The organism is Vannielia sp. SX4 (assembly GCF_052828525.1).
In genome coordinates, this window is the sequence record NZ_CM128247.1 from 2,884,814 (window position 1) to 2,911,431 (window position 26,618).

Annotated in this window: 28 protein-coding genes; 11 read left to right on the top strand and 17 right to left on the bottom strand. The window is 68.3% G+C overall.

The window, feature by feature from the left end; genetic code table 11:
* The first annotated feature begins 21 nt into the window (after positions 1 to 21).
* The 5 genes from ACUXVX_RS14265 to ACUXVX_RS14285 are packed head-to-tail and all read left to right on the top strand — an operon-like array spanning position 22 to position 5,575.
* Positions 22 to 1,503, top strand: a complete 1,482-nt coding sequence (locus ACUXVX_RS14265) for a sugar ABC transporter ATP-binding protein (protein WP_446308811.1) — start codon at positions 22 to 24, stop codon at positions 1,501 to 1,503.
* Positions 1,500 to 2,453: an ABC transporter permease gene (locus tag ACUXVX_RS14270; RefSeq protein ID WP_446308812.1), complete on the top strand. Its 954-nt coding sequence runs from the start codon at positions 1,500 to 1,502 to the stop codon at positions 2,451 to 2,453. The genes ACUXVX_RS14265 and ACUXVX_RS14270 overlap by 4 nt, the downstream gene beginning before the upstream one ends.
* On the top strand, positions 2,453 to 3,400 hold the full coding sequence (locus ACUXVX_RS14275) for an ABC transporter permease (protein WP_222468931.1): 948 nt from the start codon (positions 2,453 to 2,455) through the stop codon (positions 3,398 to 3,400). The genes ACUXVX_RS14270 and ACUXVX_RS14275 overlap by 1 nt, the downstream gene beginning before the upstream one ends.
* 4 nt (positions 3,401 to 3,404) lie before the next feature.
* Positions 3,405 to 4,469, top strand: coding sequence for a Gfo/Idh/MocA family protein (locus ACUXVX_RS14280; protein ID WP_446308813.1), 1,065 nt, complete (start codon positions 3,405 to 3,407; stop codon positions 4,467 to 4,469).
* Entirely contained in the window at positions 4,466 to 5,575 is a 1,110-nt protein-coding gene (locus tag ACUXVX_RS14285; protein WP_446308814.1) for a Gfo/Idh/MocA family protein, read from the top strand. Before ACUXVX_RS14280 ends, ACUXVX_RS14285 begins: the two co-directional genes overlap by 4 nt.
* A 95-nt stretch (positions 5,576 to 5,670) precedes the next feature.
* Here the strand turns inward: ACUXVX_RS14285 and ACUXVX_RS14290 are convergent, their stop codons facing one another.
* The 16 genes from ACUXVX_RS14290 to ACUXVX_RS14365 all read right to left on the bottom strand — a co-directional run bounded on the left by ACUXVX_RS14290 (position 5,671) and on the right by ACUXVX_RS14365 (position 20,288).
* Complete coding sequence (locus tag ACUXVX_RS14290) at positions 5,671 to 6,774, bottom strand: lytic murein transglycosylase (protein ID WP_446308815.1); 1,104 nt, start codon at positions 6,772 to 6,774, stop codon at positions 5,671 to 5,673.
* Positions 6,775 to 7,055: 281 nt separating this feature from the next.
* Positions 7,056 to 7,835 (bottom strand): crotonase/enoyl-CoA hydratase family protein, encoded by a 780-nt coding sequence (locus ACUXVX_RS14295; RefSeq protein ID WP_446308816.1) that lies wholly within the window; start codon positions 7,833 to 7,835, stop codon positions 7,056 to 7,058.
* Positions 7,836 to 7,904: 69 nt separating this feature from the next.
* Positions 7,905 to 8,756 (bottom strand): hydroxymethylglutaryl-CoA lyase, encoded by an 852-nt coding sequence (locus ACUXVX_RS14300; protein WP_446308817.1) that lies wholly within the window; start codon positions 8,754 to 8,756, stop codon positions 7,905 to 7,907.
* Positions 8,750 to 9,400 (bottom strand): glutathione S-transferase family protein, encoded by a 651-nt coding sequence (locus tag ACUXVX_RS14305; RefSeq protein ID WP_446308818.1) that lies wholly within the window; start codon positions 9,398 to 9,400, stop codon positions 8,750 to 8,752. The genes ACUXVX_RS14300 and ACUXVX_RS14305 overlap by 7 nt, the downstream gene beginning before the upstream one ends.
* Positions 9,401 to 9,458: 58 nt before the next feature.
* The gene (locus ACUXVX_RS14310; RefSeq protein WP_446308819.1) at positions 9,459 to 11,390 is read right to left on the bottom strand and encodes an ATP-binding protein; all 1,932 of its coding nucleotides are present in this window, start codon (positions 11,388 to 11,390) and stop codon (positions 9,459 to 9,461) included.
* Positions 11,383 to 11,865, bottom strand: a complete 483-nt coding sequence (locus ACUXVX_RS14315) for a hypothetical protein (RefSeq protein ID WP_222468924.1) — start codon at positions 11,863 to 11,865, stop codon at positions 11,383 to 11,385. Before ACUXVX_RS14315 ends, ACUXVX_RS14310 begins: the two co-directional genes overlap by 8 nt.
* On the bottom strand, positions 11,862 to 12,275 hold the full coding sequence (locus ACUXVX_RS14320) for a thermonuclease family protein (RefSeq protein ID WP_446308820.1): 414 nt from the start codon (positions 12,273 to 12,275) through the stop codon (positions 11,862 to 11,864). Before ACUXVX_RS14320 ends, ACUXVX_RS14315 begins: the two co-directional genes overlap by 4 nt.
* Positions 12,276 to 12,307: 32 nt before the next feature.
* Positions 12,308 to 13,918: a carboxyl transferase domain-containing protein gene (locus tag ACUXVX_RS14325; RefSeq protein ID WP_446308821.1), complete on the bottom strand. Its 1,611-nt coding sequence runs from the start codon at positions 13,916 to 13,918 to the stop codon at positions 12,308 to 12,310.
* Positions 13,915 to 14,733 carry an EcsC family protein gene (locus ACUXVX_RS14330; protein WP_446308822.1) on the bottom strand — a complete coding sequence of 273 codons (819 nt, stop codon included), beginning with the start codon at positions 14,731 to 14,733 and terminating at the stop codon, positions 13,915 to 13,917. Before ACUXVX_RS14330 ends, ACUXVX_RS14325 begins: the two co-directional genes overlap by 4 nt.
* A complete protein-coding gene (locus ACUXVX_RS14335) occupies positions 14,730 to 15,224 on the bottom strand; it encodes a lysozyme inhibitor LprI family protein (protein WP_446308823.1) in 495 nt (164 codons plus the stop codon). Before ACUXVX_RS14335 ends, ACUXVX_RS14330 begins: the two co-directional genes overlap by 4 nt.
* On the bottom strand, positions 15,221 to 15,514 hold the full coding sequence (locus ACUXVX_RS14340) for a hypothetical protein (protein WP_446308824.1): 294 nt from the start codon (positions 15,512 to 15,514) through the stop codon (positions 15,221 to 15,223). Before ACUXVX_RS14340 ends, ACUXVX_RS14335 begins: the two co-directional genes overlap by 4 nt.
* Positions 15,515 to 15,537: 23 nt before the next feature.
* The gene (locus ACUXVX_RS14345; RefSeq protein WP_446308825.1) at positions 15,538 to 16,698 is read right to left on the bottom strand and encodes an isovaleryl-CoA dehydrogenase; all 1,161 of its coding nucleotides are present in this window, start codon (positions 16,696 to 16,698) and stop codon (positions 15,538 to 15,540) included.
* A gap of 136 nt (positions 16,699 to 16,834) precedes the next feature.
* A complete protein-coding gene (locus tag ACUXVX_RS14350) occupies positions 16,835 to 17,392 on the bottom strand; it encodes an SH3 domain-containing protein (RefSeq protein WP_446308826.1) in 558 nt (185 codons plus the stop codon).
* Between the two features lie 152 nt (positions 17,393 to 17,544).
* Positions 17,545 to 18,186: an SH3 domain-containing protein gene (locus tag ACUXVX_RS14355; protein ID WP_446308827.1), complete on the bottom strand. Its 642-nt coding sequence runs from the start codon at positions 18,184 to 18,186 to the stop codon at positions 17,545 to 17,547.
* Positions 18,187 to 18,380: 194 nt separating this feature from the next.
* Positions 18,381 to 19,580 (bottom strand): DegT/DnrJ/EryC1/StrS family aminotransferase, encoded by a 1,200-nt coding sequence (locus ACUXVX_RS14360; protein WP_446308828.1) that lies wholly within the window; start codon positions 19,578 to 19,580, stop codon positions 18,381 to 18,383.
* A gap of 42 nt (positions 19,581 to 19,622) precedes the next feature.
* On the bottom strand, positions 19,623 to 20,288 hold the full coding sequence (locus ACUXVX_RS14365; protein WP_222493708.1) for an HAD-IA family hydrolase: 666 nt from the start codon (positions 20,286 to 20,288) through the stop codon (positions 19,623 to 19,625).
* A gap of 132 nt (positions 20,289 to 20,420) precedes the next feature.
* Between ACUXVX_RS14365 and glmU the strand changes: the two genes are divergently transcribed.
* Genes glmU through ACUXVX_RS14380 form a run of 3 tightly spaced genes read left to right on the top strand, consistent with a single transcriptional unit; the run spans position 20,421 to position 24,272 of the window.
* Entirely contained in the window at positions 20,421 to 21,773 is a 1,353-nt protein-coding gene (glmU, locus tag ACUXVX_RS14370; protein ID WP_446308829.1) for a bifunctional UDP-N-acetylglucosamine diphosphorylase/glucosamine-1-phosphate N-acetyltransferase GlmU, read from the top strand.
* On the top strand, positions 21,774 to 23,588 hold the full coding sequence (glmS, locus tag ACUXVX_RS14375; RefSeq protein ID WP_446308830.1) for a glutamine--fructose-6-phosphate transaminase (isomerizing): 1,815 nt from the start codon (positions 21,774 to 21,776) through the stop codon (positions 23,586 to 23,588).
* Positions 23,589 to 23,597: 9 nt separating this feature from the next.
* Complete coding sequence (locus ACUXVX_RS14380) at positions 23,598 to 24,272, top strand: DNA alkylation repair protein (protein WP_446308831.1); 675 nt, start codon at positions 23,598 to 23,600, stop codon at positions 24,270 to 24,272.
* 121 nt (positions 24,273 to 24,393) lie between these two features.
* On the opposite strand, the gene ACUXVX_RS14385 is transcribed toward ACUXVX_RS14380, so the two are convergent.
* The gene (locus ACUXVX_RS14385; RefSeq protein ID WP_446311546.1) at positions 24,394 to 24,891 is read right to left on the bottom strand and encodes a hypothetical protein; all 498 of its coding nucleotides are present in this window, start codon (positions 24,889 to 24,891) and stop codon (positions 24,394 to 24,396) included.
* 88 nt (positions 24,892 to 24,979) lie between these two features.
* On the opposite strand from ACUXVX_RS14385, the gene moaA reads away from it, so the two are divergent.
* From moaA to ACUXVX_RS14400, 3 genes are all read left to right on the top strand, one after another.
* A complete protein-coding gene (moaA, locus tag ACUXVX_RS14390; RefSeq protein WP_222493719.1) occupies positions 24,980 to 25,984 on the top strand; it encodes a GTP 3',8-cyclase MoaA in 1,005 nt (334 codons plus the stop codon).
* A 62-nt stretch (positions 25,985 to 26,046) separates the two neighbouring features.
* The gene (locus ACUXVX_RS14395) at positions 26,047 to 26,292 is read left to right on the top strand and encodes a type II toxin-antitoxin system CcdA family antitoxin (RefSeq protein ID WP_222493722.1); all 246 of its coding nucleotides are present in this window, start codon (positions 26,047 to 26,049) and stop codon (positions 26,290 to 26,292) included.
* Positions 26,280 to 26,570 (top strand): CcdB family protein, encoded by a 291-nt coding sequence (locus ACUXVX_RS14400; RefSeq protein ID WP_446308832.1) that lies wholly within the window; start codon positions 26,280 to 26,282, stop codon positions 26,568 to 26,570. The genes ACUXVX_RS14395 and ACUXVX_RS14400 overlap by 13 nt, the downstream gene beginning before the upstream one ends.
* The last annotated feature ends 48 nt before the right edge of the window (positions 26,571 to 26,618 follow it).

The following is a 26,618-nucleotide window of genomic DNA, read 5'->3' on the forward strand; positions in this document are numbered from 1 at the left end:
CAAGAAGATAAAAGAGGCGACATGACCAATGAGGCTCCGCTGCTCGATGCGAGCGGCGTAGAGAAGCGGTTCGGCGCGGTCGTGGCCCTGAAGGCCGCCGCCCTCACGATCCGCCGCGGCGAGATCGTGGCCCTGATGGGCGCGAATGGCGCGGGCAAGTCGACCTTCGTGAAAATCCTCACCGGCGCCCTTCGTGCGGACGGCGGGCACGTGAAGATCCGTGGCACCGAGCGCACGGTCGGCTCCCCCGCAGGGGCCCGCAAGTCTGGCCTCGTGCCGGTCTACCAGGAGCCCTCGCTGATCCCCGATCTCGACGTGGCCGACAACCTCCGCCTCGGCGGCACCGACCCGGCCAAGTTCACCGCCTGGATGGCCGAATTGGGCTTCGAGCGCTTCGACCTCACCGCCATGATCCGCGAGCTGCCCCTCGCCACCCTGCGCATCATCGACCTCGCCCGCGCGCTCGCCTCCGAGCCGGATGTGCTCCTGCTCGACGAGATGACAGCCGCGCTCCCCACCGATCTCGTGGAGGCCGTCCTGAAGGTGGTGAAGCAACAGGCCAAGGCGGGCCGCTCCGTGATCTACATCTCCCACCGCTTCGCCGAGATCGCCGCCGTCTGTCACCGTGCCGTGGTGCTGCGTGACGGCCTGACCCAAGGCGAAGTGCCCATCGAAGACGGCGCCGAGGAGCGCATCGTCGAGATGATGCTGGGCGAGGCGATCAAGCCCGGCGAAACCGCCGCTCAGCGCGCCGCACCGCCCCCGCAGGGCACGCCCCGCGTGGCGGTCAAGAACCTCGGCGCCACCGGCAAACTCAGCGATGTCAGCTTCGCCCTTCACCCCGGCGAGGTGCTCGGCGTTGTCGCGCTCGAGGGTCAGGGGCAGGATGAACTCTTCGAGGTGCTCGCAGGCGCCCGCAAACCCGACCGGGGCAGCATCGAGGTCGAGGGCACGCCCCGCCGCTTTGCCCACCCCGCCGATGCCATCGCCGCCGGTCTCTCCTTCGTGCCCGGCAACCGGGCCGATGCGCTCGCCATGCAGCAGAGCGTGCGCGACAACCTCGCGCTCCCCTTCTCCGCCCGCGCCCGCGCCTGGGGCCCGATCAACATGCGCCGCGAGGGCGAGGTGGTGGCCAACACCATCGACCGCCTGCAGATCGACACCCGCGCCCAAGGAGAGGTCGGCCGCCTCTCCGGCGGCAACCAGCAAAAAGTCACCATCGGCCGCTGGCTCGCCCACGGCTGCGACACGCTCCTGCTCTTCGACCCCACCCGAGGGATCGACGTGCGCACCAAGCGCCAGATCTACCCGCTGGTCCGCGAGCTGGCCGCTTCCGGCGCCTCGGTGCTGTTCTACTCCTCCGAACTCGAAGAAATCCAAATGGCCTGCGACCGCTGCATCGTCATCTTCAACGGCCGCGTGGTCGATACCATGCCCGCCGCAGAGGCCGACGAGCCGCGCCTCATGCGCGCCGCCTACGGGTTGACGGGGGATGCCGCATGAAGGCCCTGCGCAAACACGCCTGGATCACCGGCCTCGCCGTCATCCTCGCCCTGCTCTTCGTGGCGACCAAGCTGATCCAGCCCGGCTTCGGCGCGTCTGGCATCGAGAGCCTCGCCCGCGCCGCCCTGCCCTTCGCCTTCGCCACAGTGGCGCAGGCCGTGGTGGTCATCGCGGGTGGCATCGACCTCTCCATCGCCTCTATCATGGCGGTCTGCTCCGTCACCGCCGCCGTGCTGATGGAGGGCGCCTCCGGCCCCGCCGCGCTCGGCGTGGTATTCCTCGTCCTCGCCATGGGGGCGGCCATGGGCGCGCTCAACGGCTTCCTCATCACAATCACCCGTGTGCCGGACATTGTGGTCACCCTCGCCATGCTCTTCGTCTACGAGGGCGTGGCGCTCCTGATCCTCAACGCCCCCGGCGGGCGGGCGGCAGACTGGCTCCGCGGCCTCATCATCGGCGGCCTTCCAATTCCCGGCCTCACCGGCATCCCGCGCTCGCTGATCTTCCTCCTCGTGCTCGTCGCCCTCGTCTGGCTCCCGATCCGCCGCTCCCGCACCGGCCTCTCGCTCTATGCCGTGGGCTCCGACGCGCTCGCGGCCTTCCGCTCCGGCGTGAGCGTTGGCCGCACCCGGATCGTCGCCTATGGCATCGCCGGCCTCTTCGCCGCGATGGGCGGCCTCACCCTCACCCTCTCCACCGGTATCGGCGAGCCGATCCCCGGCCCCTACCTGCTGGCCTCGGTCGCCGCCGTGGTGCTCGGCGGCGTGGTCCTCGGCGGCGGCAAGGGCGGCCTTCTCGGCCCGCTCATCGCCGTCTTCATCCTGCGGCTGGTGCGGATGGACCTCACCCTGCTCTCGGTCGACCCCAACGTCTCTGCCATCATCGAGGGCACCATCATGGTCGTCGTCGTCATGATCGGCGGGCTGCTCGCGGCGAAAGGAAAGCTCTGATGACCCGCGCCAAGGCCCTCCTCCGCGACTACCCGATCATCCCGCTGCTGATCCTGCTCGCCCTGCTCGTCGGTACGCTCGAAATCATGCGCCCCGGCATCGTCGGCGAACGCTGGATCGCCAACACCGTCAAGTTCGCCATTCCGCTGGCCATGCTCGCCGCCTGCCAGACCCTGACCATGCTGACGGGGGGCATCGACCTGTCCGCCGCCATCGTCGCCACCATCTCCAGCTTCGTCATGGCCACGCTGGTGCCCTTCTACGGCGCCACCGGGGCGATCCTGCTGTCGCTTCTGCCCGCCATCGCCATCGGCCTGCTGAACGGCATCGGCGTCGGCCTCTTCCGCGTCCACCCGCTGATCATCACCCTCGGCACCGGCCTCATCGGCACCGGCTGCCTGCAGGTCTACCAAAGCACCGTCATCGCCACCGGCTCCGAAGTGCCCGAGGCCCTGGCCTGGCTCGGCACCGGGCGCACATGGGGCTTCCCCAACGCGCTGGTGCTCTTCCTCCCCTTCGCCGCCCTCATCCTCTACGCGCAGCGCCGCACCGGCTTTGGCCGCCTGCTCTTCGCGATGGGCGACAACGAGGGCGCAGCACGGCTCGCAGGCGTGCGCGGCTGGCAGGTCCATCTCGCGCTCTATGCCCTCTCCGGCCTCATCGCCGGCATCGCGGGCCTGCTCTACGTCGGTCTCATCAAGGCCCCCTCGCTCTCCCTCGCCGTGCCGCTCATGCTGCCCTCCGTGGCCGCGGCGGTGATCGGCGGCACCTCCATCTTCGGCGGGCGTGGCGGCTATGCTGGCACCATCGTCGGTGCGCTCATCCTCACCGTTCTCGGCACCATGCTGACGCTGCTGCAAATGCCTGAAGGCGTGCGCCGCATCCTCTTCGGCGGCATCATCCTTGGCGTCGCCGCCATCCACCTGAGGCTCACCGACACGAGGTAACGCCATGAAGATCGCCGGCATTTCCTTCGACCACATGCACATGGGCGACCTGCTGCGCATGGTCCACGCCCACCGCGAAGCCGAGATCTGCGCCCTCTACGACCCCGACCCTTCGCGGATGCAGCCCGCAGCCCAAACCTTCGGCGTGCCCCAAGATCGCCTCTTCACTGATCTCGACGCCGCCCTCGCCACCGCGCCAAACCTCGCGATCCTCTGCTCCTCCACTGCGACACACGCCGATATGGCCGAGCGCATCGCCCCCACCGGCACCAACCTCTTCGTCGAAAAGCCCTTCGCCGCCTCCGCCGCCGATGCGCGCCGGATGATCGCCGCGATGGAGGCTGGCGGCGGGCGCATGGCGATCAACTGGCCGCTCCGCTGGGTCGAAAGCCACGTCACTGCCAAAGAAATCATCGACGCCGGCACCATCGGCGAGCTGCTGGAGGTCCGCAGCTACGGCGGCAACCGCGGCCCGCTGTTCCATCTGGCCGACAAGGTCGAGGTCACGCCCGAAGAGGTCGAACGCCAGAAGCCCGGCTCCTGGTGGTACAAACGCGCCTCCGGCGGCGGCTCCCTGCTCGACTACCTCGGCTACGGCGCCACCCTCGGCACTTGGTACATGAACGGCGCCGCCCCGCTCGAGGTCACATGCGTCATCGACGAACCCCCCGGCATCGAGGTCGACCAGCATTCCATCACCATCTGCCGCTACGCAAAAGGCCTCTCGAAGATGGAAACCCGCTGGGGCACCTTCACCGACCCGTGGATCACCCAGCCCCAGCCCAAATGCGGCTTCACCTTCATCGGCACGGACGGCACGCTCACCAGCCACGACTACGCCGACCACGTCACCCTACAAACCCGCGCCCGCCCCGAGATCCACGCGGTCCCCGTCACGCCCCTCCCAGCAGGCGAGACCAACCCCATCGAGTACGTGCTGACCCGCCTGAAATCCGGCGCTCCCATCGACGGCCCGCTCGACCCCGCGCTCTGCCTCACCGCACAACGCATCATCGACACTGCAGCACAATCGGCCGCCGAAAAGCGCACCCTCGCGCTGCTGCCATGAGCGAACCGGACGCCGACAGCTATGCCCTGAAGTCCGCCCAAACAGCGGAAGTCCCCGCCCCCAACCTCCCCTACCAGCCGCCCACACCCAACAACCCGCCCCCCATCGCCCTCGTCGGCGCAGGCGGCATCGCGGGCGCCCATCTCGACGCCTACCGCACCGCTAACTGGCATGTGGCCGCCATCTGCAATCGCAGCCTCCACCGCGCCCAAGCCCGCGCCGCAGAGTTCTTCCCCGAAGCCCGGACCACAACCGATTTCCAGAGCATCCTCGAAGACCCCACGATCAAAGTGCTCGACATCACCCCGCACCCGGCAGACCGCCTCCCCCTCATCGAAGCCGCCCTGAAGGCGGGCAAACACGTCCTCTCCCAGAAACCCTTCACCGAAAGCCTGGACGACGCCGAGCGCCTCATCGCCCTGGCCCGCGCCAACAACCTCCACCTCGCCGTCAACCACAACGGCCGCTGGGCCCCGCACCTCGCCTGGATGCGCGAGGCCGTCCTCTCCGGCCAGATCGGCACCCTCACCTCCGCCCACGTGCAAATCGCTTGGAACCACACCTGGGTCGAAGGCACCCCCTTCGAGCAAATCCCCGACCTGATCCTCTACGACTTCGCGATCCACTGGTTCGACTTCCTCGCCACCCTCGCGCCGGGCCGCCTGCAAACCGTCACCGCCACCTCCGCCTGTGCCGCCGGACAAACCGCAAAGACCCCATTGCTCGCCCAAGCCCTCGTCTCGCTCGACGGCGGGCAGGCCTCCCTCACTTTCGACGGCGCCACCGCCTACGGCCCGCGCGACACCACCCTCCTCACCGGCACCCACGGTACCCTGCACGCGACCGGCCCCGACCTCGGCCAACAACAAGTCACCCTCACCACCGCCGCAGGCCACGCCACGCCCGCCCTCACCGGCACATGGTTCAACGACGGTTTCCGCGGTGCGATGGGCGAACTCCTCTGCGCCATCGAGCAAAACCGCCCCCCGGCAAACGCCGCCGAAACCACCCTCCCCACCCTCGCCCTCACCTTCGCCGCCTGCGCCTCCGCCCGCCAGAACCGCCCCGTCGAGATCGGCACCATCCGCGCCCTCCCCAAACACTAAGGGCGGCCCCCAGAAGGACCGCCCCGTTCATTTTCTTGCTGAAAATATCTCTGCGGGGGTGTGGGGGTGCAAAACCCCCACTCCAACGCCTCAACTCAGACCAACCGCTGCAACAACGCGATCGAAGGCTCGCCCGTCACCGGCAGCCCGTTCGCCTGCTGATACCCCCGGATCGCCGCCGCCGTCTTGTTGCCCAGCACCCCATCCGGCGTGCCCGCATCATAGCCCGCCCGGTTCAGCCCCTCCTGCAACGCCATCCGCTGCTTCTGGGTCAGCCCGTAGCGGTCCGGCCCGAACTCGGCCTGCAACCCGCCACGCCCGGCAATCCGGTCGCTCAGGTAGCCCACCGCCAAGGCATAGTTGTCGGAGTTGTTGTAGCGCTTGATGACGTTGAAGTTGTGCCCCACGGCAAAGCGCGGCCCGCCCGGATCGGGCTGCAACCCGCCGCTCGTGGTCTCGCTGCCCCAGCGCTCGCCGCGCCGCCAGCCGTTCTTGGCAAGGTAAGCCGCCGTCGAGGCCAGCGCATCGCTCGGGTCCTCGCCCCAGATATCCCGCCGCCCGTCGCCGGTGAAATCCACCGCGAAGAGCTGAAAGCTCGTGGGGATGAACTGGGTGTGCCCCATCGCCCCGGCCCAGCTGCCCACCATCCGCTCCGGCGTGGTGTCCCCCGCCTGCAGGATGCGCAGCGCCGCGATCAGCTGCTTCTCGAAAAACGCCCCGCGCCGTCCCTCATAGGCCAGCGTCGCGCAGGCCGAGATCACCGGAATATCGCCGCGCCGGGTGCCGTAAGTGCTCTCCACCCCCCAGATCGCACAGCAAATCTCCGCCGGCACCCCGTACTTCGCCTCGATCGCATTCAAGCGCCCGCGCTGGCTGGCAAAGGCGCTCCGGCCCATCGCAACCTTCTTCTCGCTGGCGACAAGCGACAGGTAATCCTCGAACGACCGCTTGAACTCGGCCTGGTTCCGGTCGCGCTCGATCACACCGGGGATGAACCCCGCGCCCCGAAACGCCCGGTCGATCACGCCCTGGCTGATCCCGGCCCCCGCCGCGCGGCCCTTGAAGCTGGCAACCCAGGCATCAAAGCCCGCATCCGCCACCGGCCGCATCGCCGGGTCGGGCGCAGAGGGCGCCACGGCATCAAAGCCGCCGGGGCCTCCGCAGGCGGCCAAGAGCCCGGTCGCCGCCGTTGAAATCATAAATCCGCGCCTGTTCAGCACTGCTCGCATCATCGGGTGTCTCCCCGTTTTGGTGACTGCTTCATTGCCGCCGATTCTAGCCGATCCCGCGCTCGCCCCCAAGGCCCAAGAACGCGCCCTGCGAACCCACGCCCATCGCGCCGCCGCCTCGCATAACTTTCTGCATTTTCTTACTGGAAATACTCAATCCCGCCCTCGCGGGCCTGAAACCGCCTGCCGACTGAGGAACACCGCGCGTGGCGGTGCGGGGTGGACGGGCGGGAGCGCCGTCACGCGCGGCCTTAGCCCATCCACGGCGCCTTGCGCTTGTCGAAAAACGCGGCAATCCCCTCGCCCGCTTCCGCACTCTCCCAGCGCCGCACCAGCGCCTCCACACTGGCCTCCACTTCCACCTCCGTAGGCGCCGCGCCCAGCCGCAGCGCCAGCGCCTTGGCCTCCGCCACCGCGCCCGGCGCACAATCCAGATAGGGCCGCACCTGCCGCTCCACCGCCGCGTCCAGCGCCTCCTCCGGCACCGCCTCGGCCACCACGCCCAGCGTCACTGCCTCCGCCGCCCCGAAGAGCCGCGCGCTCATGAACACCCGCCGCGCCATGGCCTCCCCCATCCGCGCCAGCACATAGGGCCCGATCGTCGCCGGGATCAGCCCGAGCCGGGTTTCGGTAAAGCCAAACTTCGCGCCCTCCGCCGCCACCGCCACATCGCAGACGCAGGCCATGCCGACCCCGCCGCCAAAAGCGTTGCCGTGGATGCGCCCGATCACCGGCTTGGGGCAGGCATTCACCGCACCCAGCATCTCCGCCAACCGCCACGCCTCCGCCGCGCGGGTCTCGCCATCGGCCGCCATCTGCTCCTGCATCCAGCCGAGGTCACCGCCCGCGCAAAAGCTTTTGCCCTCGCCCGCCAGCACCACCACGCGCACCGTCTCATCCGCCCCCAGCCGCTCAATCCCACCGTGGATCTCGTCGATCAGCTCGGCCGAAAGCGCATTGTGCTTCTCCGCCCGCGTGAGCCAAAGCGTGGCCACGCCACGCCCGTCGATCTCAATTCTCGTGCAGCCCATCACACCCTCCGATGTCGAAGAATTTTAACGAAAATTCTTCCCGCCCCAAAAATCTTCGTGAAGATTTTTCTACCCCGCCCGCATCGCCCGCGCCATCGCCGCAGCCTCTTCGATCACCGCCATGTTGAGCCCGGTCTCATAGCCCAACTCCGCCAGCCGCGCCGCCACCGCCTCGGTCGCCACATTCCCCGCTGCGCCCGGCGCATAGGGGCAGCCGCCCAGCCCGCCCACGGCGGCATCGAACACCCGCAGCCCGCGCTCCAGCGCCACCTCGATGTTCTCCAGCGCGCGCCCGCTTGTATCGTGAAAATGCCCCGCCAGCCGCTCGGGAGGCACTTCGCCCAGCACCGCCGCCAGCATCGCATCGACCCGTTCCGGCACGCCGCGCCCCAACGTCTCACCCAGCGAGACCTCCACGCAGCCCATCCTCAGCAGCGCCCCCGCCACCTTCGCCACCGCGCCCGGATCGACCTCGCCCTCGAACGGGCAGTCCGTCACGACCGAAACATAGCCCCGCACCGGCACCCCATCCGCCTTGGCGGCCTCCAGAACCGGCGCAAAGCGCGCCAGCGCCTCGTCCACCGAGCAGTTCAGGTTCGCCCGGCTGAAGCCCTCCGTCGCCGCCCCGAACACCGCCACCCCGTCGCACCCGGCCGCGCGCGCCGCCTCATAGCCCTTCATGTTCGGAGTCAGCGCCCAGTAGCTCACCCGCTCCGCACGGGTGATCCCGGCCATCACCTCCCCCGAGGAGGCCATCTGCGGCACCCACTTCGGGCTGACGAAACTCGCCGCCTCGATCCGGTGAAACCCCGCGCGGCTCAGGCAATCCACCAGCGCCACCTTCTCGGCCACACCGATCACGGCCTTCTCGTTCTGCAGCCCGTCGCGCGGACCGACCTCGAAGATCTCCACAGCTACCATGGCGCGTAAAACTCCTCCTTGTAGAGCAAATCCGCCCCCTCCGGTGGGAGCGAAGCCTTGAACGCCTCCCGCGCCGAGACCCGCGCCCACCACGCCGCGAGGGCCGGATAATCAGCCACCGGCGCAAACCGCTGCCCCATGTACACCGCCTGCCCCGCGGCCACATCCGCGGCCGAAAAGCCACCGTCGAGCAGGTACTCGCGCCCTTCCAACCGCCGGTTCAGCGCCTCGAAGCATTTGCCCAACCGCGCCGCCTCCAGCTTCATCACCACCGGGCTGCGCATCGTGTCGTCGTAGAGCATGATGTGCTGCTGGGTGAGCGCCGCGAGATGCTGGCTGATGGTCTCGGCAAAATGCACCCAGATCAGCCACTCAGCCCGCTCCGGCTCCCCCGGCGCCCGGCCCAGCCCGGCATCTGCAAAGCGCTCGCAGAGCAGCTCCACGATCGCGCCCGACTCCCACCAGACCTCGCCATCGATCTCCAGCGCCGGCACCCGCCCCGCGGGGTTCAGCGCCAGATAACCCGCCGCCCGCAGCGACTTGTCGAAAGGGTGGACCACCAGCTCGAAGTCGACCGCCAGCTCATGCAACAGCCAGAGCACCCGCATCGAGCGGGTCTGGTGACAGTGGTGCAGCCGGATCACGCGCTGCTCCTCGCAACCGCGATGCCAACCCGAAGGGCCAAAGCGCAGCCCGCCCCGCTCATGCCGCCCCCTCCTCGATCCTCACGATCAACGCCCCGGCCTCCAACTGGTCGCCCGCCGCCACGCCCAGCTCCGCCACCACGCCGTCGCGCGGCGCGCGCATCACGTGCTCCATCTTCATCGCCTCCATCACCGCCAGCCGGTCGCCTGCCGTTACCGTCTCGCCCTCGCGCACATGGATCGAGCGCACGACACCCGGCATCGGGGCCATCACTGCCCCCTCGCCCGCCGCCTCACCCGCCGCTTCCAGCGGGTCGGGCAGGGCAAAGACCATCGGCTCCGCGCCGAACACATGCACCTTGCCGTCAATAACCTCGGCCCGCGGTGCCGCCGGGCGGCCATCCAGCACCCAGCCCTCCGGCCCGCGTCGCGCCTCCACCTCGGCCCCGCCGATCTCTACCGCAAAGGCGCCGCCGCCCAGCGCCGCAACGCTTCCTTCGATCCGTTCGTCCCCGCGCAGCAGCACCACCGGCCAACTGAGCGGCGCCCAGAGTGCAAAGCCCTCGCCCGGTGTCGCATCGTTCAACCCCAGCGCCGCCAGCGCCGCCAGAGCCAGCAGCCCCGGCGTCTCGCAGGGCGCCACCAGCGCCTCCAATTCGCGCCCGATCAGCCCGGTCTCCACATCGCCGGAGCGGAAGGCCGCGTGGTCGATCAGCCGTCCGAGGAACCCGAGGTTGGTGACAACCCCTGCCACCTCCGTCTCCGCCAGCCCCCGCGCCAGCGCCGCCCGCGCCTCGTCGCGCGTTGCTCCGTGGCAGGTCAGCTTGGCGATCATCGGGTCGTAATGCGGGCTGATCACATCGCCCTCCCGCACGCCGGTATCCACCCGCCCCGGCCCGAAGCGCAGCCGCTCCAGCCGACCGGTCGCAGGCAAAAACCCCGCCGGCACATCCTCGGCATAGAGCCGCGCCTCCATCGCGTGACCCCGGATCGCCAGATCCTCCTGCCGCATCGGCAAAGCCTCGCCCGAGGCCACCCGCAGCTGCCACTCCACAAGGTCCACCCCGGTGATCTCCTCACTCACCGGATGCTCCACCTGCAGCCGCGTGTTCATCTCCATGAACCAGAAGCCATCGGCCCTGAGCCCACCGGAGCCGTCGACGATAAACTCCACCGTCCCCGCGCCCTTGTAGCCGATCGCCTCCGCCGCCCTCACGGCGGCGCTGCCCATCGCCGCGCGCACCTCTTCGGTCATCCCCGGCGCGGGCGCCTCTTCGATCACCTTCTGGTGCCGCCGTTGCAGCGAGCAATCCCGCTCGAACAGATGCACCGCTGTCTCGCCGTCGCCGAAGACCTGCACCTCGATATGGCGCGGATGCTCGATGTATTTCTCGATCAGCACGTCGCCGTTACCAAAAGCCCCCAGCGCCTCCACCCGGGCCGACTCCAGCGCCTCCTCAAAGCCCTCCGGTCCGGCGACCAGCCGCATGCCCCGGCCACCGCCGCCCGCCACGGCCTTAATCAGCACCGGGTAGCCGATCAGCGCCGCCTCGGCTTCCAAGCGCCCCGGGTCCTGCTCGGCGCCGTGGTAGCCCGGCACCACAGGCACGCCCGCCGCCTCCATCCGCGCCTTGGCGGCATCCTTCAGCCCCATCGCCCGGATCGCCTCTGCGCTCGGCCCGATGAAGGTCACGCCCGCCTTGTCCAGCGCCGCCACGAACTCCGGGTTCTCGCTCAAAAAGCCGTAGCCCGGATGCACGCCCTGCGCGCCGGTCTCCACCGCGGCGGCCACAACCTTGCCGATGTCGAGGTAACTCGCCGCCGAAGCCGCCGGCCCGATGCACACCGCCTCATCGGCCATCGCCACGTGCCGCGCGCCCGCGTCGGCCTCGGAGAACACGGCCACCGTCTTCACACCGAGCCTCCGGCAGGTGTCGATCACCCGGCAGGCGATCTCGCCCCGGTTCGCGATCAGGATCTTGTCAAACATCGCCCTCGCCCTCCCGCGCAAGGTATCGGTGCCGGTAGATGAAATTGGGCCGCTCGCCGGTGAGCAGGTAGAACCCTGCCACCACCGCAGCCACGGCCTCGCCCAGCGCCCAGAGCTGCCCCCCCCACGCGGTCTTCATGCCGGTGGCAAAATCCACCAGCACCATCGCGCAGGCGGTGATCCCGAGCCAGCCGCCCGGCGGCAGGCGAAAGAACAGCGCCGCGGCGGCGAGCAGAAAGGCCACCACCTCCACCCCCATCCAGACCCCGCCGAAGACGAAGGTCCAAAGCACCAGTCGCCAGGCCGCCATCCCGAAGAGAAAAAGCACCACCGCGTAGAGCGCCACGTTGAGCCGCCCCTGCGGATGCGCGGCGACCATCTCCCCGGTCACATGCACCCAGCGCTGCCCGCTCACCGGGTCGCGCGCGCCATAGGTAAACTGCCCTTCGCGCGCCTCTTTGCCGTCTTCGCTCATGCCGTGCCTCCGCACCATCCTTGCCGTTTGCCGCCCCCATAGGCGCGGGCGTGGCCGCTGTCGATCATCCCCTGCGCCGCATCGCGCCCGTCGAGCGTGAGCCGCACCAGCACCCGGCCGTAGCGGTCCACCCCGCCCGGCTCCGCGCCCACGCGCCGCGCCGTCCAGAGCCGCCAGCGCAGCGCTTGCGTGGCCCGCCATGCCGCCCAGCGCTCAGCCATGCAATCGCCCTTCACCTCGGGCGCATCCAGCCCCACGATCCGCCCGCGCACCCGGCCTTCCTCGGGGCAGATCATCTTCACCGTGTCGCCATCCACCACGGCGGTCACCCGGCAGGTGCCGGCCTGCCGCGCGTAGCCGAAGGCCATGTCCACCAGCCCCGGCCCGGCCACCAGCAGGGCCGCCAGCATTGCCAGCCGCCAGCGCCACCGTCTCAGCCGCCTCACATCCGAAACACGCCAAAGCGCGTCTCCTCGATGGGCGCGTTCAGTGCGGCGCGCAGGCTGAGCGCCAGCACCTCGCGGCTCTTTCGCGGGTCGATGATCCCGTCATCCCACAGCCGCGCGCTGGCATAGAGCGGGTCCGACTGTTTCTCGAACTGGTCCAGCACCGGCTGCTTGAAGGCCGCCTCCTCCTCCGCGCTCCACGCGCCGCCGCCCCGCTCGATGGCATCGCGCTTCACCGTGGCGAGCACCCCCGCCGCCTGGGCGCCGCCCATCACCGAAATCCGAGAGGTCGGCCATGTCCAGAGGAACCGGGGCGAATAGGCCCGCCCGGCCATCCCGTAGTTGCCCGCCCCAAAGGAGCCACCCACCAGCAGGGTGATCTTGGGCACCGAGGTCGTCGCCACTGCCGTCACCATCTTCGCCCCGTGCCGCGCGATCCCCTCGTTCTCGTATTTCCGCCCGACCATGAAGCCGGTGATGTTCTGCAAAAACACCAACGGGATCTTGCGTTGCGAGCACAGCTCCACGAAATGCGCCCCCTTTACCGCGCTCTCGCTGAAGAGCACGCCGTTGTTGGCCACGATTCCAACCGGCATCCCCTCCACATGGGCAAAGCCGCACACCAGCGTCTCGCCATAGCGCGGCTTGAACTCGTCAAACCGTGAGCCGTCCACCACGCGGGCAATCACCTCCCGAATGTCCCACGGCTGGCGCGGATCGCTCGGCACGATCCCGAGAATCTCGTCCGGGTCATAAGCAGGTGCTTCCGCCGGGCGCAGTTCGAGACTTGTCTCGCCTCCGCCATACCCCTGAAGCGAGCCAACCGCCTCCCGCGCCAGCGCCAGCGCATGGGCGTCATCCTCTGCCAGCATATCCGCCACGCCGGAGAGCCGCGTATGCACATCCCCGCCGCCCAGATCCTCGGCGCTCACCACCTCGCCCGTCGCCGCCTTCACCAGCGGCGGGCCGGCCAGAAAGATCGTGCCCTGCTCGCGCACGATGATGCTGACATCGCTCATCGCCGGCACATAGGCGCCCCCGGCGGTGCAGGAGCCCATCACCACCGCGATCTGCGCAATCCCCTTCGCGCTCATCTGCGCCTGGTTGTAGAAGATCCGGCCAAAATGGTCGCGATCCGGAAAGACCTCATCCTGGTTCGGCAGGTTCGCCCCGCCGCTGTCCACCAGGTAGACGCACGGCAGGCGGCACTGCTCGGCAATCTCCTGCGCCCGCAGGTGCTTTTTCACGCTCATCGGATAGTAGGTGCCGCCCTTCACCGTGGCGTCATTGGCCAGCACCATCACCTCGCGGCCCTTCACCCGGCCGACACCTGCGATCATCCCCGCCGCCGGGGCATCGCCGCCATACATCCCATGCGCCGCCGTGGCGCCCACCTCCAGAAACGGCGATCCCGGGTCGAGCAGCCCCGCCACCCTGTCGCGCGGCAGCATCTTGCCCCGGCTCACATGCCGCGCGCGGGATTTCTCGCCGCCGCCCAGCGCCGCCGCCTCCGCCGCCTCCCGTGCGCGGGCCAGCGCCGCCTCCGAGGCCGCCCGGTTGGCGGCATAGTCTTCGGACTTCACGACAAGCTGTGATCTGATCTTCATTCCGTCTCCTCCGGCGCGGCCTCTGGGGCGGGCAGAAGCTGCCGGTGCATCAGCCACCGCAGCCTGAACCCATACCGCGCCGCCCGCGCCACATCTGTCTGAAAGCTCGCATTCACACCCGCGCCAATCGCCGCGCCCGCCAGCGGCACCACCTGCGCCGCCTTGCGCTTGAGCAGGTCGGTGCCAAGCCCCCGCGCCACCCGGTCGACGACCTTGTCGACCACCCAATCCGCGCCCTTCTCCAGCACGTAGCGCACCTCGGGGCTCTGCAATTCACGGGCCAACTGGTTCACCTTGCCAAGGCTCTCCTTGCGCCCCTCCAACCCGCGCACCGTGGCCAGCTCCAGCACCATCAGGCGAAAGACAAGCTCTTCCTCGCCCTCCCCCTCAAAGCCATAGGCCTGCCCCGTCGCCCGCACCGTGCGGGCCGCGAGGCTGATGGTGGCCGGAATATCCAGCGTCATCCCCAGCCCGCCAAACCAGCCCGCCGCCCCGCCAGAGGCCGCTCCAGTGCCCGCCGCCCAGCCCTGCACGCGCAGCGCCGAGGCGTCGCAGGCGGCCAGATCGTTGGTGTCATGCAGGGCCACAGGCAGCGTCCAGCCCGCGCCCCGGTCCGCCACCACCAGCGCCCGGCGCAGCAGCCCCGGCGGCACGAAGCGCCGCAGCAGCCCGCCAATCGGAGCCGTCGCCTTCTCGGCCCCGCGCCCGAGCCGCGAATACCGCTTCTGCTCATACTTCTTCTGCTCCGCCATCGCGGCAGCCAGCGCCGCCTCCATCCGGCGGTCGCGGTCAGGGAGTTCGCTCTCCCCGCTCACATGTTCACCGCTTGCACCTGAAGCCACAGCGCCTGCCGCCCGGTCTCGACCATCAGGCAACTGAGCATCGCAGGCCCCTGCCCGGTGCCGCCGCTCCACTGCGACCGAACGAAGTCACACTTGGCATCGCGATAGGCGATCCACGCCCGCTGCATGTCCCGCAACGTCTCTTCCGACGAGAGCAGCCCGTTCTGCGCCGTCGCCATATCCGCATCAAATGCCTTCGCCCGCGCCATCGCCTCGCGGTAATGCGCGTTCAGCCGTCCGTCCCAATACTGCAACTCCGCATCGAGGCAGCCGTTCATCCCCATGGTCGAATGGCCGCCCTCCATCCGATCCATGCAAAGGTTCGCACCCTGCCCGATACAGGCCTCGCGCTCCGCAAGCTCCGGCCCGTTGGCCTCGCATTGCTCGGTCACCGCAGGGTCAAATGGCACGTCCTGCGCCATCGCCGATCCGGTCAGGGCCAGCAGTGCTATCATCCACCTCATTTCGCCGCCTCCTTTCGCGCCGCGATCAGCGCCTCGCCCGCGACCCTCAGCTTGCAGCCCGGGTCCGGCAAACCGCCAGAGCAGGCCTCCTCGGCCCGCGCCAGCATCGCGCCCGCCACATGCTGGGCGCAAGCCTCGTAGCTGCCCGCGTTCAGGCAATCGGCCAGCGCCGCCTCCACGCAGGCCCGGTCGTTCTCGCCCGCCGCAAGGCAGGCGTCGAGCCGCGCCACGATGGCCTCGTATGTGCCCGGTTGCTTGACGCTCACCTGTGCCTCCACGCTCGCCGTCATCAAGAGGAGGGCAATCGCCGCCCTCACACCGCCGCCATCAATTCACGCCCCACCAGCATCCGCCGGATCTCGCTGGTGCCCGCGCCGATTTCCATCAGCTTCGCATCGCGGAACAGCCGCGCCACCGGTGCATCGGCCATAAAGCCCGCGCCGCCCATCGCTTGCACCGCCTGATGCGCCTGCACCATCGCCTGCTCGCTGGCGTAAAGGCAGCAGGCCGCCGCATCGGCCCGCGTCACCTCGCCCCGGTCGCAGGCCTTGGCCACCTCGTAGACGTAGGCCCGCGAGGAGTTTAGCGCCACATACATGTCGGCGATCTTGCCCTGCATCAGCTGGAACGACCCAATCGGCTTTCCGAACTGCTTGCGCTCCGCCAGATAGGGCATCACCTCGTCGAGACAGGCGGCAATGATCCCCGGCCCGATGGCCGCCAGCACCACGCGCTCATAGTCGAGGCCGGACATCAGCACCTTCACGCCGCCGCCTTCCTCGCCAAGCACGTTCTCGAAGGGCACCTCCACATCCTCGAACACCAGCTCTGCCGTGTTCGAGCCGCGCATCCCCAGCTTGTCGAAATGCTTGCTAGTAGAGAACCCAACCATCGACTTCTCTATCAGAAAGGCGGTGATCCCCTTTGACCCCGCCTCCGGATCAGTCTTGGCATACACCACCAGTGTGTCCGCATCCGGCCCGTTGGTGATCCAGTATTTCGTGCCATTCAGCCGGTAATGATCGTTCCGCTTCTCGGCGCGCAACTTCATCGAAACCACGTCCGAGCCCGCGCCCGCCTCGCTCATCGCCAGCGCGCCCACGTGTTCGCCGCTCACCAGCCCCGGCAGATACTTCGCCTTCTGCTCCTCCGACCCGTTCAGCCGGATCTGGTTCACGCAGAGGTTGGAATGCGCGCCATAGGAGAGCGAGACCGAGGCCGAGGCCCGCGCGATCTCTTCCACCGCGACCGCATGCGCCAAGTAGCCCATCCCCGCGCCGCCAAACTCCTCCGGCACCGTCACGCCCAGGAGCCCCAGCTCCCCCAGTTCGCGCCACAGCTCGGCGGGGAACTCATTCTTCGCGTCCACCTCCGCCGCCATCGGGCGAATGCGCTCCTGCGCAAAGCGATGCACCATCTCGCGCAGCGCCTCCACCTCGTCGCCAAGGTCGAACTTCAGCTGTCCAGCAAACATACGCCTGCTCCTCCCATTTATTGAACAAGCGTTCAAATAGTAGAAGAGGCCGAAGCCGCGGTCAACGATTCCCGTCGCGCAAGATTGGCGGCTCCAAGCTTACCTGAAGCAGCCAGCGGGATGCGCTTTCAAACCTTCAGCGGCTGTTGAATACCGTCGTCGCAGTGCCCGGCCCAAAACCACGCATCTCGCCGTCCACGGCCTGAAATCTCACACGGCTCCCCGGCGCCCCAAGCAGGCTGGCCCCCTCTTCCGAACCGACAGCGCCCATTCGCTCATTGAAGTAGAGAGAAATCGCCTCATCAGATATCTCGATCAGCGGGTCGGCCTCCGCATGGGTCGCAACAATGCCGCCCATCACATCAGCGCCCACCAAGCCCTCTGCCCCGGCATCCGCCCGCCACGCGATGGTGGCCGCGCGCACCGGCACATGCACCTTGTCGCTCGCGCTCAGCGCACCGCGATGCGCCCAGCCGGTCTCCTCGCCAGCTCGAACACGGCACCACGGCCCGTTTTCCACGCACGCCTCCACCTCGGCGCTCTGCTGGGCGGCCAGCGTGCCGACCACCGCATAATCAAGGCCGGGGCCAGCGCGCAACTCCAAGTCAGCTGCAACGAAAGCGGGCGCCGCCTCGCCCGGCGCACCCGCGCCAAGGCTCAGAGCGGCAATGGTGCCGGTCAGTAAGGTTTTCATGGCATGTCCCCTCTCGTTCGTCAGGGCGCGACCGGCCAAACCGCTCGCGCACCTCACACCTCAACCCGCCACTGCCGCCACAGGTTCCTCCAGCCAACGCAAAAAGGGCGACCCGCGTGGGCCGCCCTCTCTTGCTCATGCATCCCGCCGTATCAGCGGTAGATGTACACGATCGTCCGGTCGTCGCGCACGAGCACGTCCTGACCGTTCACATTGAGGTAGGAGTACTCGCTCTCCGGGATCGAGTAGATCTCGACGTCCTCGGGGATACCGGCCCCCAGCACCACCTCACCATCAAGGTAGACCGGCGCAACCGGGTTCTCGGTCACGTAGGTCACGGTGCGGGTCTCGGGCTCCGGCACGGCTTCGCTACCGGCATTCGCGCCAAGCACAACGCCTGCGGCAATCGCCGCCGGACCACCGATCAGCGCGCCAGCCAGCGCACCGCCGGTCACGGCACCGGCCGCGGCGCCTGCGCCCTCATTGCCGCCTTCCTTCATGTAGGTGACGGTGCGGGTGGTGGTGACCTTCGTCGCTTCGGTGGCCGAGCCGCTCAGGTAGCCACGGTGGGCCCAGCCGGTCTGGCCGTTGTAGGTGACCTGGCACCATGCGCCTTCTTCGATGCAGCCTTCCACTTCGGCCTGATCCATGCCGGCAATCACGCCGATCACTTCAAACTCCGGGCCCGGGCCGGCACGCAGGTTGAGGTCGGTCGTGGCGGTCGCCGGGGCGGCCAGAATGGGGGTCGCGGCCACGCACAGGGCGGCAGCACTCAGGGTGAGCGTTTTGAACATCTGGATATCTCCTGTTCGCTTTTTCCTTCGCCGGGTCCTCCGCAAGAGAGCCTCGCTGCCCGGCTGGTGTGGGGCGACAACAGGCGGGGCGGCCAGCCGGTTCCATCACGGATTTTCGCCTCAACCACAGCACGAAAAATCCAGCGGAATCCCGCCGTTAGCCATTTCAGCCCTGAAATGAAAGGTGATGAGCCTCAGCCCTCGCGGGCCTGAAACACCGCGCCCACCTCGGCCCGGATGATCCGCGCGATCAACTCGCAATCGGCAATCGAGAAGGTCAGCGGCAGGCGCATGTCCATCAGCCCCGACAGCACCCCATCGGTCTGCCGAAGCTCCGGGCTGGCCGCATAGCGCCAATGGGCGTAGCGCGAGGTAAAGCCAACCGGCTCCGCCCCGCCAAACCACTTCAGCTCCACACCCCGCTTCAGGCAACGCTCCAGCACCTCTCCCACGGCCCCGGCACTCCAGCCCTTCAGCAGAAACTGGATCGACGAACCCACAAAGCTCTCCTGCTCCGGCCGTTCCACCACAGTCAGCCCCGGCGTGCCACGAATGCCCGTCTCCACTGCCCTGTAGCGTTCATTCCACCGCGCAATCTGGCGTGGCAGTTCAGCAAGCTGGGGCCGCAGGATGGCGGCGCGCAGGTTGTCCATCCGCCCCGAGATGTTCGGCGTGTCCATCCGGTGCCGTGCAAACACCTCCGCCCCCGGCGCAGCCGTGTGGCGCTCGTAGAGCATGTAGGAGCCCGAGAGCAGCACCGCCTTGGCCGCGATGTCCTCGTCATCCGTAACCAGCAAGCCGCCCTCGCCGGAGTTCATATGCTTGTAGGTCTGGGTCGAGTAGCAGGCCACCGCGCCGTGCCGCCCGCTCTGCACATCCTCCCATGTGGCCCCCATGGTGTGGGCGCAATCTTCGACCACGGTCACATTTGCCGCGTCGCAAATCTCCATCAGCCGCCCAATGTCGCAGATATGCCCGCGCATGTGCGACAGCAGCAGCACCTCCGCCTGCCCCGCCTTGGCGTCCAGATCGTCGAGGTCAATCACCAGCCCGTCCGTCACCTCCACGAACACCGGCTCCGCCCCCAGCGCCGCAATCGCGCCCGGCACCGGGGCCAGTGTGAAGGCGTTGGTCAGCACCCGGTCCCCCGGCTTCACCCCCACCGCCCGCAGCGCCAGCCCGATGGCCGAGCCGCCGCTCGCCGTGGCAAGGCAGTATTTAGACCCGACGAAACCGGCAAACTCCTGCTCCAGCAGCGCCACCTCGCCGGTCTCTCCGGGGGTCAGGTTGTAACGGTGCAGCCGCCCATGCCCGAGCACCGCCATCGCGGCATCGAGCGAAGCCTGCGGCAGCGGCTCCTGCTGGGTGAAATTTCCGGTAAAGACTTCGCTCATGGCCGCACCCTGCTCCGCCGCTGCCTGCCCGTCAATCGGGTGTCAATCCGCCAGAAGCCGCCCCGCCAGCGCTGGCAGGTCGTCGAAATGATCCAGCAGCGCCTCCGGCTCCAGCGCCTCCACGCCCCGCCCATCGGGGCCGAAGGTGACCAGCACGCAAGGTATGCCCGCCGCGCGCGCCGTCTCCCGGTCGGTCTCGGTATCGCCAATCAGGATGCCCCGCGTCCCCCCGGCCCGCTCCACGGCGGCAAAATAGGGCGCCGGGTCGGGCTTGCGCACGGGCAGCGTATCGGCCGCCACCACCGCGCCGAACATCTCCCGCACGCCAAGGCGCCCCAGCAGCTTCTCGGTCTGCGCGCCCGGCTTATTGGTGCAGACAGACACCGCATAGCCCGCCCCGCGCAGCGCCTCCACCGCCTCCACCGCGCCGGGGTAAAGCTGCGTATGCACATCGATGTTGGCGTCATAATGCGCGACCAGCGGGGCAAAATCCGCCTCGACCCAATCCGCCGCCTCCGCGCCCACCCCGGCCCGCTCGAACCCGAGCGACAGCATCCGCCGCCCGCCGCGAAAGGCCCACCGCGCATCGGCCAGCGGGTCCAGCAACTCGCCCAGCCCCCGCGCGACAAAGCAGGCATTGGCCGCCGCGATCAGGTCCTTGCTGGTGTCCGCCAGCGTTCCATCGAGGTCGAAAACCACCGTTTTCATGGCGCTCCCCTGTCACAATCCGTCACCACATGTGACCCACCAGCCCCTTGCCACCCTGCACCATGCGGGTAGAACGGGGCCAAGTGCTCCGGGTATAACCGGAGTTGGGCAGAACAAAAGGGGCAGCGGGCCATGAGCACCAGCCTGATCATCCTCGCTGCGGGGCAAGGCACCCGTATGCAGTCGGACATGCCGAAGGTCCTGCACCGGGTCGCCCACGCGCCGCTGCTGGCCCATGCCATGCACGCAGGCTCCGCGCTGGAGCCCGCCCGCATGGTCGTGGTCGCCGGTCACGGCGCCGAAGCGGTCGAGGCCGCCGTGGCCGAGATCGACGAGTCCGCGCAGGTTGTCATACAGGAAGACCGCCTCGGCACCGGCCACGCCGTGCTGCAAGCCCGCGAGGCGCTTTCCGGCGCCGAGGGCAATGCCATCGTCCTCTACGGCGACACCCCCTTCATCCGCCCCGAGACCCTGCAAGCCATGCTGGACGCCCGCGCCACCCACGCCGTCGTCGTCCTCGGCTTCGAGCCTGCCGATCCCGCCCGCTACGGCCGCCTCTTCATGGACGGCGACAGCTTGGAAGCCATCATCGAGTACAAGGACGCCACCGAGGCACAGAGGGCCATCCCCCTCTGCAACTCCGGCGTCATCTGCGCCGATGCCACCACGCTCTTCTCGCTGCTCGACGATGTCACCAACGACAACGCCTCTGGCGAGTATTACCTCACCGACATCGTCGCCATCGCCCGCGCCCGCGGCCTCTCCTGCGGCGTGGTCCGCTGCGACGAGGCCGAGACCATGGGCGTCAACTCCCGCGCCGACCTCGCCGCCGCAGAGGCCGCCTTCCAGCAGGCCAAACGCACCGAGGCGCTGGAGAACGGCGTCACCCTGACCGCCCCGGAAACCGTCCATTTCGCGTGGGACACATGGATCGGCCGCGATGCCATGATCGAGCCCTACGTCGTCTTCGGCCCCGGCGTCACCGTCGAGACCGGTGCCGAAATCCGCGCCTTCTCCCACCTCGAAGGCTGCCACGTTAGCCAAGGCGCACAAGTCGGCCCCTATGCCCGCCTCCGCCCCGGCGCGGAACTGGCCAACAACGCCAAGGTCGGCAACTTCTGCGAGGTCAAGAACGCCGAGATCGGCGAAGGCGCCAAGGTGAACCACCTCAGCTACATAGGCGATGCCAGCATCGGCGAAGCCGCCAACATCGGCGCGGGCACGATCACCTGCAACTACGATGGCGTCTTCAAGCACCGCACCGAGGTCGGCGCCCGCGCCTTTATCGGCTCCAACACCATGCTCGTCGCCCCCGTGACCGTGGGCACCGAGGCGCTCACCGCCTCCGGCTCCGTCATCACCGAGAATGTCCCCGATGGCGCCCTCGCCGTCGCCCGCGGGCGTCAAACCAACAAACCGGGCCTCGCCCGCAAACTGATGGACAAGCTCCGCGCCGCCAAGGCAGCAAAGAAAGAGGCCAAGTAGATGTGTGGAATCGTCGGTGTTCTCGGCAACCATGAAGCCGCCCCCCTTCTCGTCGAAGCCCTCAAACGGCTCGAGTATCGCGGCTATGACAGCGCCGGCATCGCTACCGTGAATGGCGAGGCGCTCGACCGTCGCCGCGCGGTCGGCAAGCTGGTCAACCTGTCCGACCTGCTGGTGCACGAGCCGCTCCCCGGCAAGGCCGGCATCGGCCACACCCGCTGGGCCACCCATGGCGCCGCCAACGAGACCAACGCCCACCCCCACCGCTGCGGCCCCGTCGCCGTGGTCCACAACGGCATCGTCGAAAACTTCCGCGAGCTGCGCGAGGAGCTGGCCGGCCACGGCCTCAACACCGTCACCGAAACCGACACCGAGGTCGTCGCCCTGCTCACCGAGCATTACCTCGCCCAAGGCCTCGCCCCCCGCGACGCCTGCGAGCAGGTCATCGCCCGCCTCACCGGCGCCTTCGCGCTCTGCTTCCTCTTCGAGGGCGAAGACAACCTGCTCATCGCCGCCCGCAAAGGCTCCCCGCTCGCCATCGGCCACGGCCAAGGCGAGGTCTTCGTCGGCTCCGACGCCATCGCGCTCGCGCCGATGACCGACAAGATCACCTACCTCGAAGAGGGCGACTGGGCCGTGCTCACCCGCGAAAGCGTCGAGATCTTCGACGCCCAGAACAACCTTGCAAACCGCCCCGTCAAAACCGTCACCATCGACGCCGCGCAAATCGACAAGGGCGGTCACAAGCACTTCATGGCCAAGGAAATCGCCGAGCAGCCCACCGTGCTGGGCGAAGCGCTTTCTTACTACCTGACCGATACAGGCATCGCCCTGCCCGAGCCGGGCCTCGACTTCACCAAGTTCGACCGGCTGACCATGGTCGCCTGCGGCACGGCCTTCTATGCCTGCCTCACGGCCAAGTACTGGTTCGAGCAGATCGCCCGCCTCCCTGTCGAGGTCGATATCGCCTCCGAATTCCGCTACCGCGAGCCGCCCATCCCGGCCAATACCCTCGCCCTCTTCGTCTCCCAGTCCGGCGAAACCGCCGACACGCTCGCCGCCCTGCGCTACTGCGAAGACAAGGCGATGATCGCCTCCGTGGTCAACGTCCCCGAGTCCTCCATCGCCCGCGCCTCCGACATCGCCCTGCCGATCCTCGCAGGCGCCGAGATCGGCGTCGCCTCCACCAAGGCCTTCACCTGCCAGCTCACCGTGCTTTTCCTGCTGGCCCTCAAGGCGGGCCTCGACCGCGGCACGCTCACGCCCGAAGAGGCGCAGGATCACCTCACCCAACTCAAGGCCCTCCCCGGCCTGTTCAACGCCGCCCTCGCCGCCTCGCCGGAGATGGAAGCCACGGCACAAAAGCTGGCCGAGGCGCGCGATATCCTCTTCCTTGGCCGAGGCGCGCTCTACCCGCTCGCGATGGAAGGCGCCCTGAAACTGAAAGAAATCAGCTACATCCACGCCGAAGGCTATGCCTCCGGTGAGCTGAAGCACGGCCCCATCGCCCTGATCGACCAGCACACCCCCGTGGTCTTCATGGCCCCCTCCGATGGCCTCTTCGACAAGACGGTATCCAACATGCAAGAGGTCATGGCCCGCGCCGGCAAGGTCGTCCTCGTCACCGATGCCCGCGGCGCCAAGACCGCCGCCGAGGGCACCTGGCGCCAGATCATCCTCCCCGAGGTCTCCCCGGCGCTCGCCCCCATCCTCTACGCCCTGCCCGCGCAGCTGCTGGCCTACCATACGGCAGTCGCCAAAGGCACCGACGTCGACCAGCCCCGCAACCTCGCCAAATCGGTGACGGTGGAATAGAGCCAGCCGATGACGCTGGAAGACGCCCTCACAGCCCTCCGAGCGCTGGCCGAACCCGGACGCGCCGAGGGCATGGCCGCCTACCACAAGCAGAGCCGCGAGGTCATCGGCATCTCCAACCCGGCGCTCAACGAGATCACCACCGACTGGCGCCGCAACCTCTCAGTCCCCGAGCGCGTGGCCCTCGCCGAGGCCCTCTGGCAAACCGACATTTTCGAGGCCCGCATCGCCGCCGCCAAGCTGCTCACCCAGGCCCGCCTGCGCCCGGATGACGCCGCCTGGGCGCTGATCCAAAGCTGGCTGCCCGACCTCGACAGCTGGGCCATCGCCGACCACGCCATGATGGCCGGGCAAAAGCGGCTCATGGCCGACCTCTCCCGCATGGACACCATCGAAGCCTGGACCACGAGCGATAGCTTCTGGACCCGCCGCGCCGCCCTCACCGTCACCCTGCCGCTGGCCAAAAAGAACAACCCGAATGCCGCCGAGGCGCAGGCCCGCGCCCGCGTGCTCTCATGGGCTGAGCGCTACGTCACCGACCCGGAATGGTTCATCCAGAAAGCCGTCGCATGGTGGCTCCGCGACCTCTCCAAGCATGATGCCGAGGCCACCCGCCGCTTTCTCGCCGGTCCCGGCCAAGGCCTCAAACCCTTCGCCCAACGCGAAGCTGCCAAGCACCTCTGACCGCGCTCAACGCCCCGCAGCAGCGCATTTTCTTGCTACAAATATCTCCGGGGGTGTGGGGGCAGCGCCCCCACTCCGACATTAGTCAAACGCCAACGCGCGGAGGCCTCGAACGGCGGCGCTACCCCGCCGACCCCGCATAAACCACCAGCTCCGGCAGCCCGGTCAGCGGCGCGCCAAGCACCTGGAACGCCGGCAACGACACCCGCGTGCCCGATCCCGCCTCGCCGCCCGTGGGCCGCAGCTCGACCTGCACCGAATTGCCATTGCCCGGATACACCAGTCGCCCGGCCTGCGCCGTGGTCACCAGCGGCGTCTCCGCCCAAAAGCCCGGGTCCGTCGGGTCGCCCAGCGAGGCAATCGTCGTGCCCAGCTCGCGCTCGGCGGCCACCGGCGCGGCAGCAGCGGCCTGCTTCTCTTCCTCGGTCGTGGTGTCAAACTGCGCTGCCGTGCGGGCATTCTCCGGCGGCGGCGGTGCGGCGGCGGCCACCGGCGCCACGCTCTCACGCGGCTCTTCAGCCCCGCCCGCAGCCCCGGCCTTCGGTTTCATCGCAAACGGCCCCTCGGCGCAGCCCGCCAACAGCGCGGCCACCGCCGCCATTCCCAGAAAACCCTTCATCGCCTGCACCATCCTGCTCCTTGCCACCTTGGTCGGACCTACCGCAATTCACCTTGCCGCCTCGCCCCTTACGGCCTAGCTATATCCCATGCAAACGCCCCTGATCGACCCCTTCCAGCGCCCGATCACCTATTTGCGGGTCTCCGTGACCGACCGCTGCGATTTCCGCTGCGTCTACTGCATGTCCGAGAACATGACCTTCCTGCCCAAGAAGGAACTCCTCACGCTCGAAGAGCTCGATGCCGCCTGCACCGGCTTCATCGGCCTCGGCGTCCGCAAGCTGCGCATCACCGGCGGAGAACCGCTGGTGCGCAAGGGCATCATGACCTTTTTCGAGGGGATGACCCGCCATCTGGAGTCCGGCGCACTCGATGAGCTGACCCTCACCACCAACGGCTCCCAGCTCGAGCGTTTCGCCCCCCAACTCGCCGCCGCTGGCGTCAAACGCATCAACGTCAGCATCGACACGCTGGATGAAGAGAAATTCGCCCGCGTCACCCGCTGGGGCCGCCTGCCCCAAGTGCTGCGAGGGCTCGATGCCGCGCAAGCCGCCGGGCTGCGGGTCAAGCTCAACGCCGTCGCCCTCAAGGGCTTCAACGAAGATGAGCTCTTCACCCTCACCGAATTCTGCGCGTCGCGCGACATGGACCTCACATGGATCGAGGTCATGCCGATGGGCGATCTCGGCAACGAGGACCGCATCGGCCAATACTGGTCGCTCAAGGATCTCCGCGCCAAGCTCGCGGAACACTACACCCTGATCGACCTGACAGAGCGCACCGGCGGCCCCGCCCGCTACGTCCAGCTTCAGGAAACCGGCCAGAAGATCGGCTTCATCACGCCGCTGACCCATAACTTCTGCGAAAGCTGCAACCGCGTCCGGATGACCTGCACCGGCGAACTCTACATGTGCCTCGGCCAAGAAGACCGCGCCGACCTCCGCGCGCCCCTCCGCCAATACGGCCCCGGCCCCGAGTTCGAAGACGCCATCCGCGCCGCCATCGCCCTCAAACCCAAGGGCCACGACTTCGACTATTCCCGCCAGACCGTCGAAGGTCAGGTCTCCCGCCACATGAGCCACACCGGGGGCTGAGGCCAGGATTGCCGAAACCCCGCATTTGCGGTATGATACTGCGGTATAGTCAAGGTGCCCGCATGACAGCCGCCAAACGCAAGACATCGCTCACCATGGATGCCGCCGATCTCGACGCCGCGCGGGACTTGGGCGTGAATGTCTCCGCCGTGGCCGGTGAGGCGCTTCGCCGGGCCGTAGCAGAGGCCCGCCAACGGCGCTGGCGCGAGGACAACGCCGAAGCCTTCGCGGCCCAGTCCGAGTGGCACGCGCAAAACGGCCATCCGCTCGCCGCGATCCAGACCGGCCCGGCAACTTGGAAGAGCTGAAACGCTTCGACATCGCCGAGTGGGACGGCATCACCATGGTCGTGGTCGAAAGCGACATCCTCCCACCCGACCCCGCCCTCGTCGTGATCCCGCTCCTGCCCGATTATCCTGCCGCAAAGGGGCTGAACCCGACCATTCCCTACAATGGTCACCACCTGATCCTGGCCACCCGCCTCATCACATCAGTGCGCCGCGCCGCCCTGAGCCGGAAAGCGAGTGCCGCCGATCAGGCCGATGAAATCACCCGCGCCCTCGATATCCTGCTGACCGGGGTGTGATGCCTGGCGCAATGCCCCAACCGCAGTAGGTCAGGCTTGTCCCGCCCT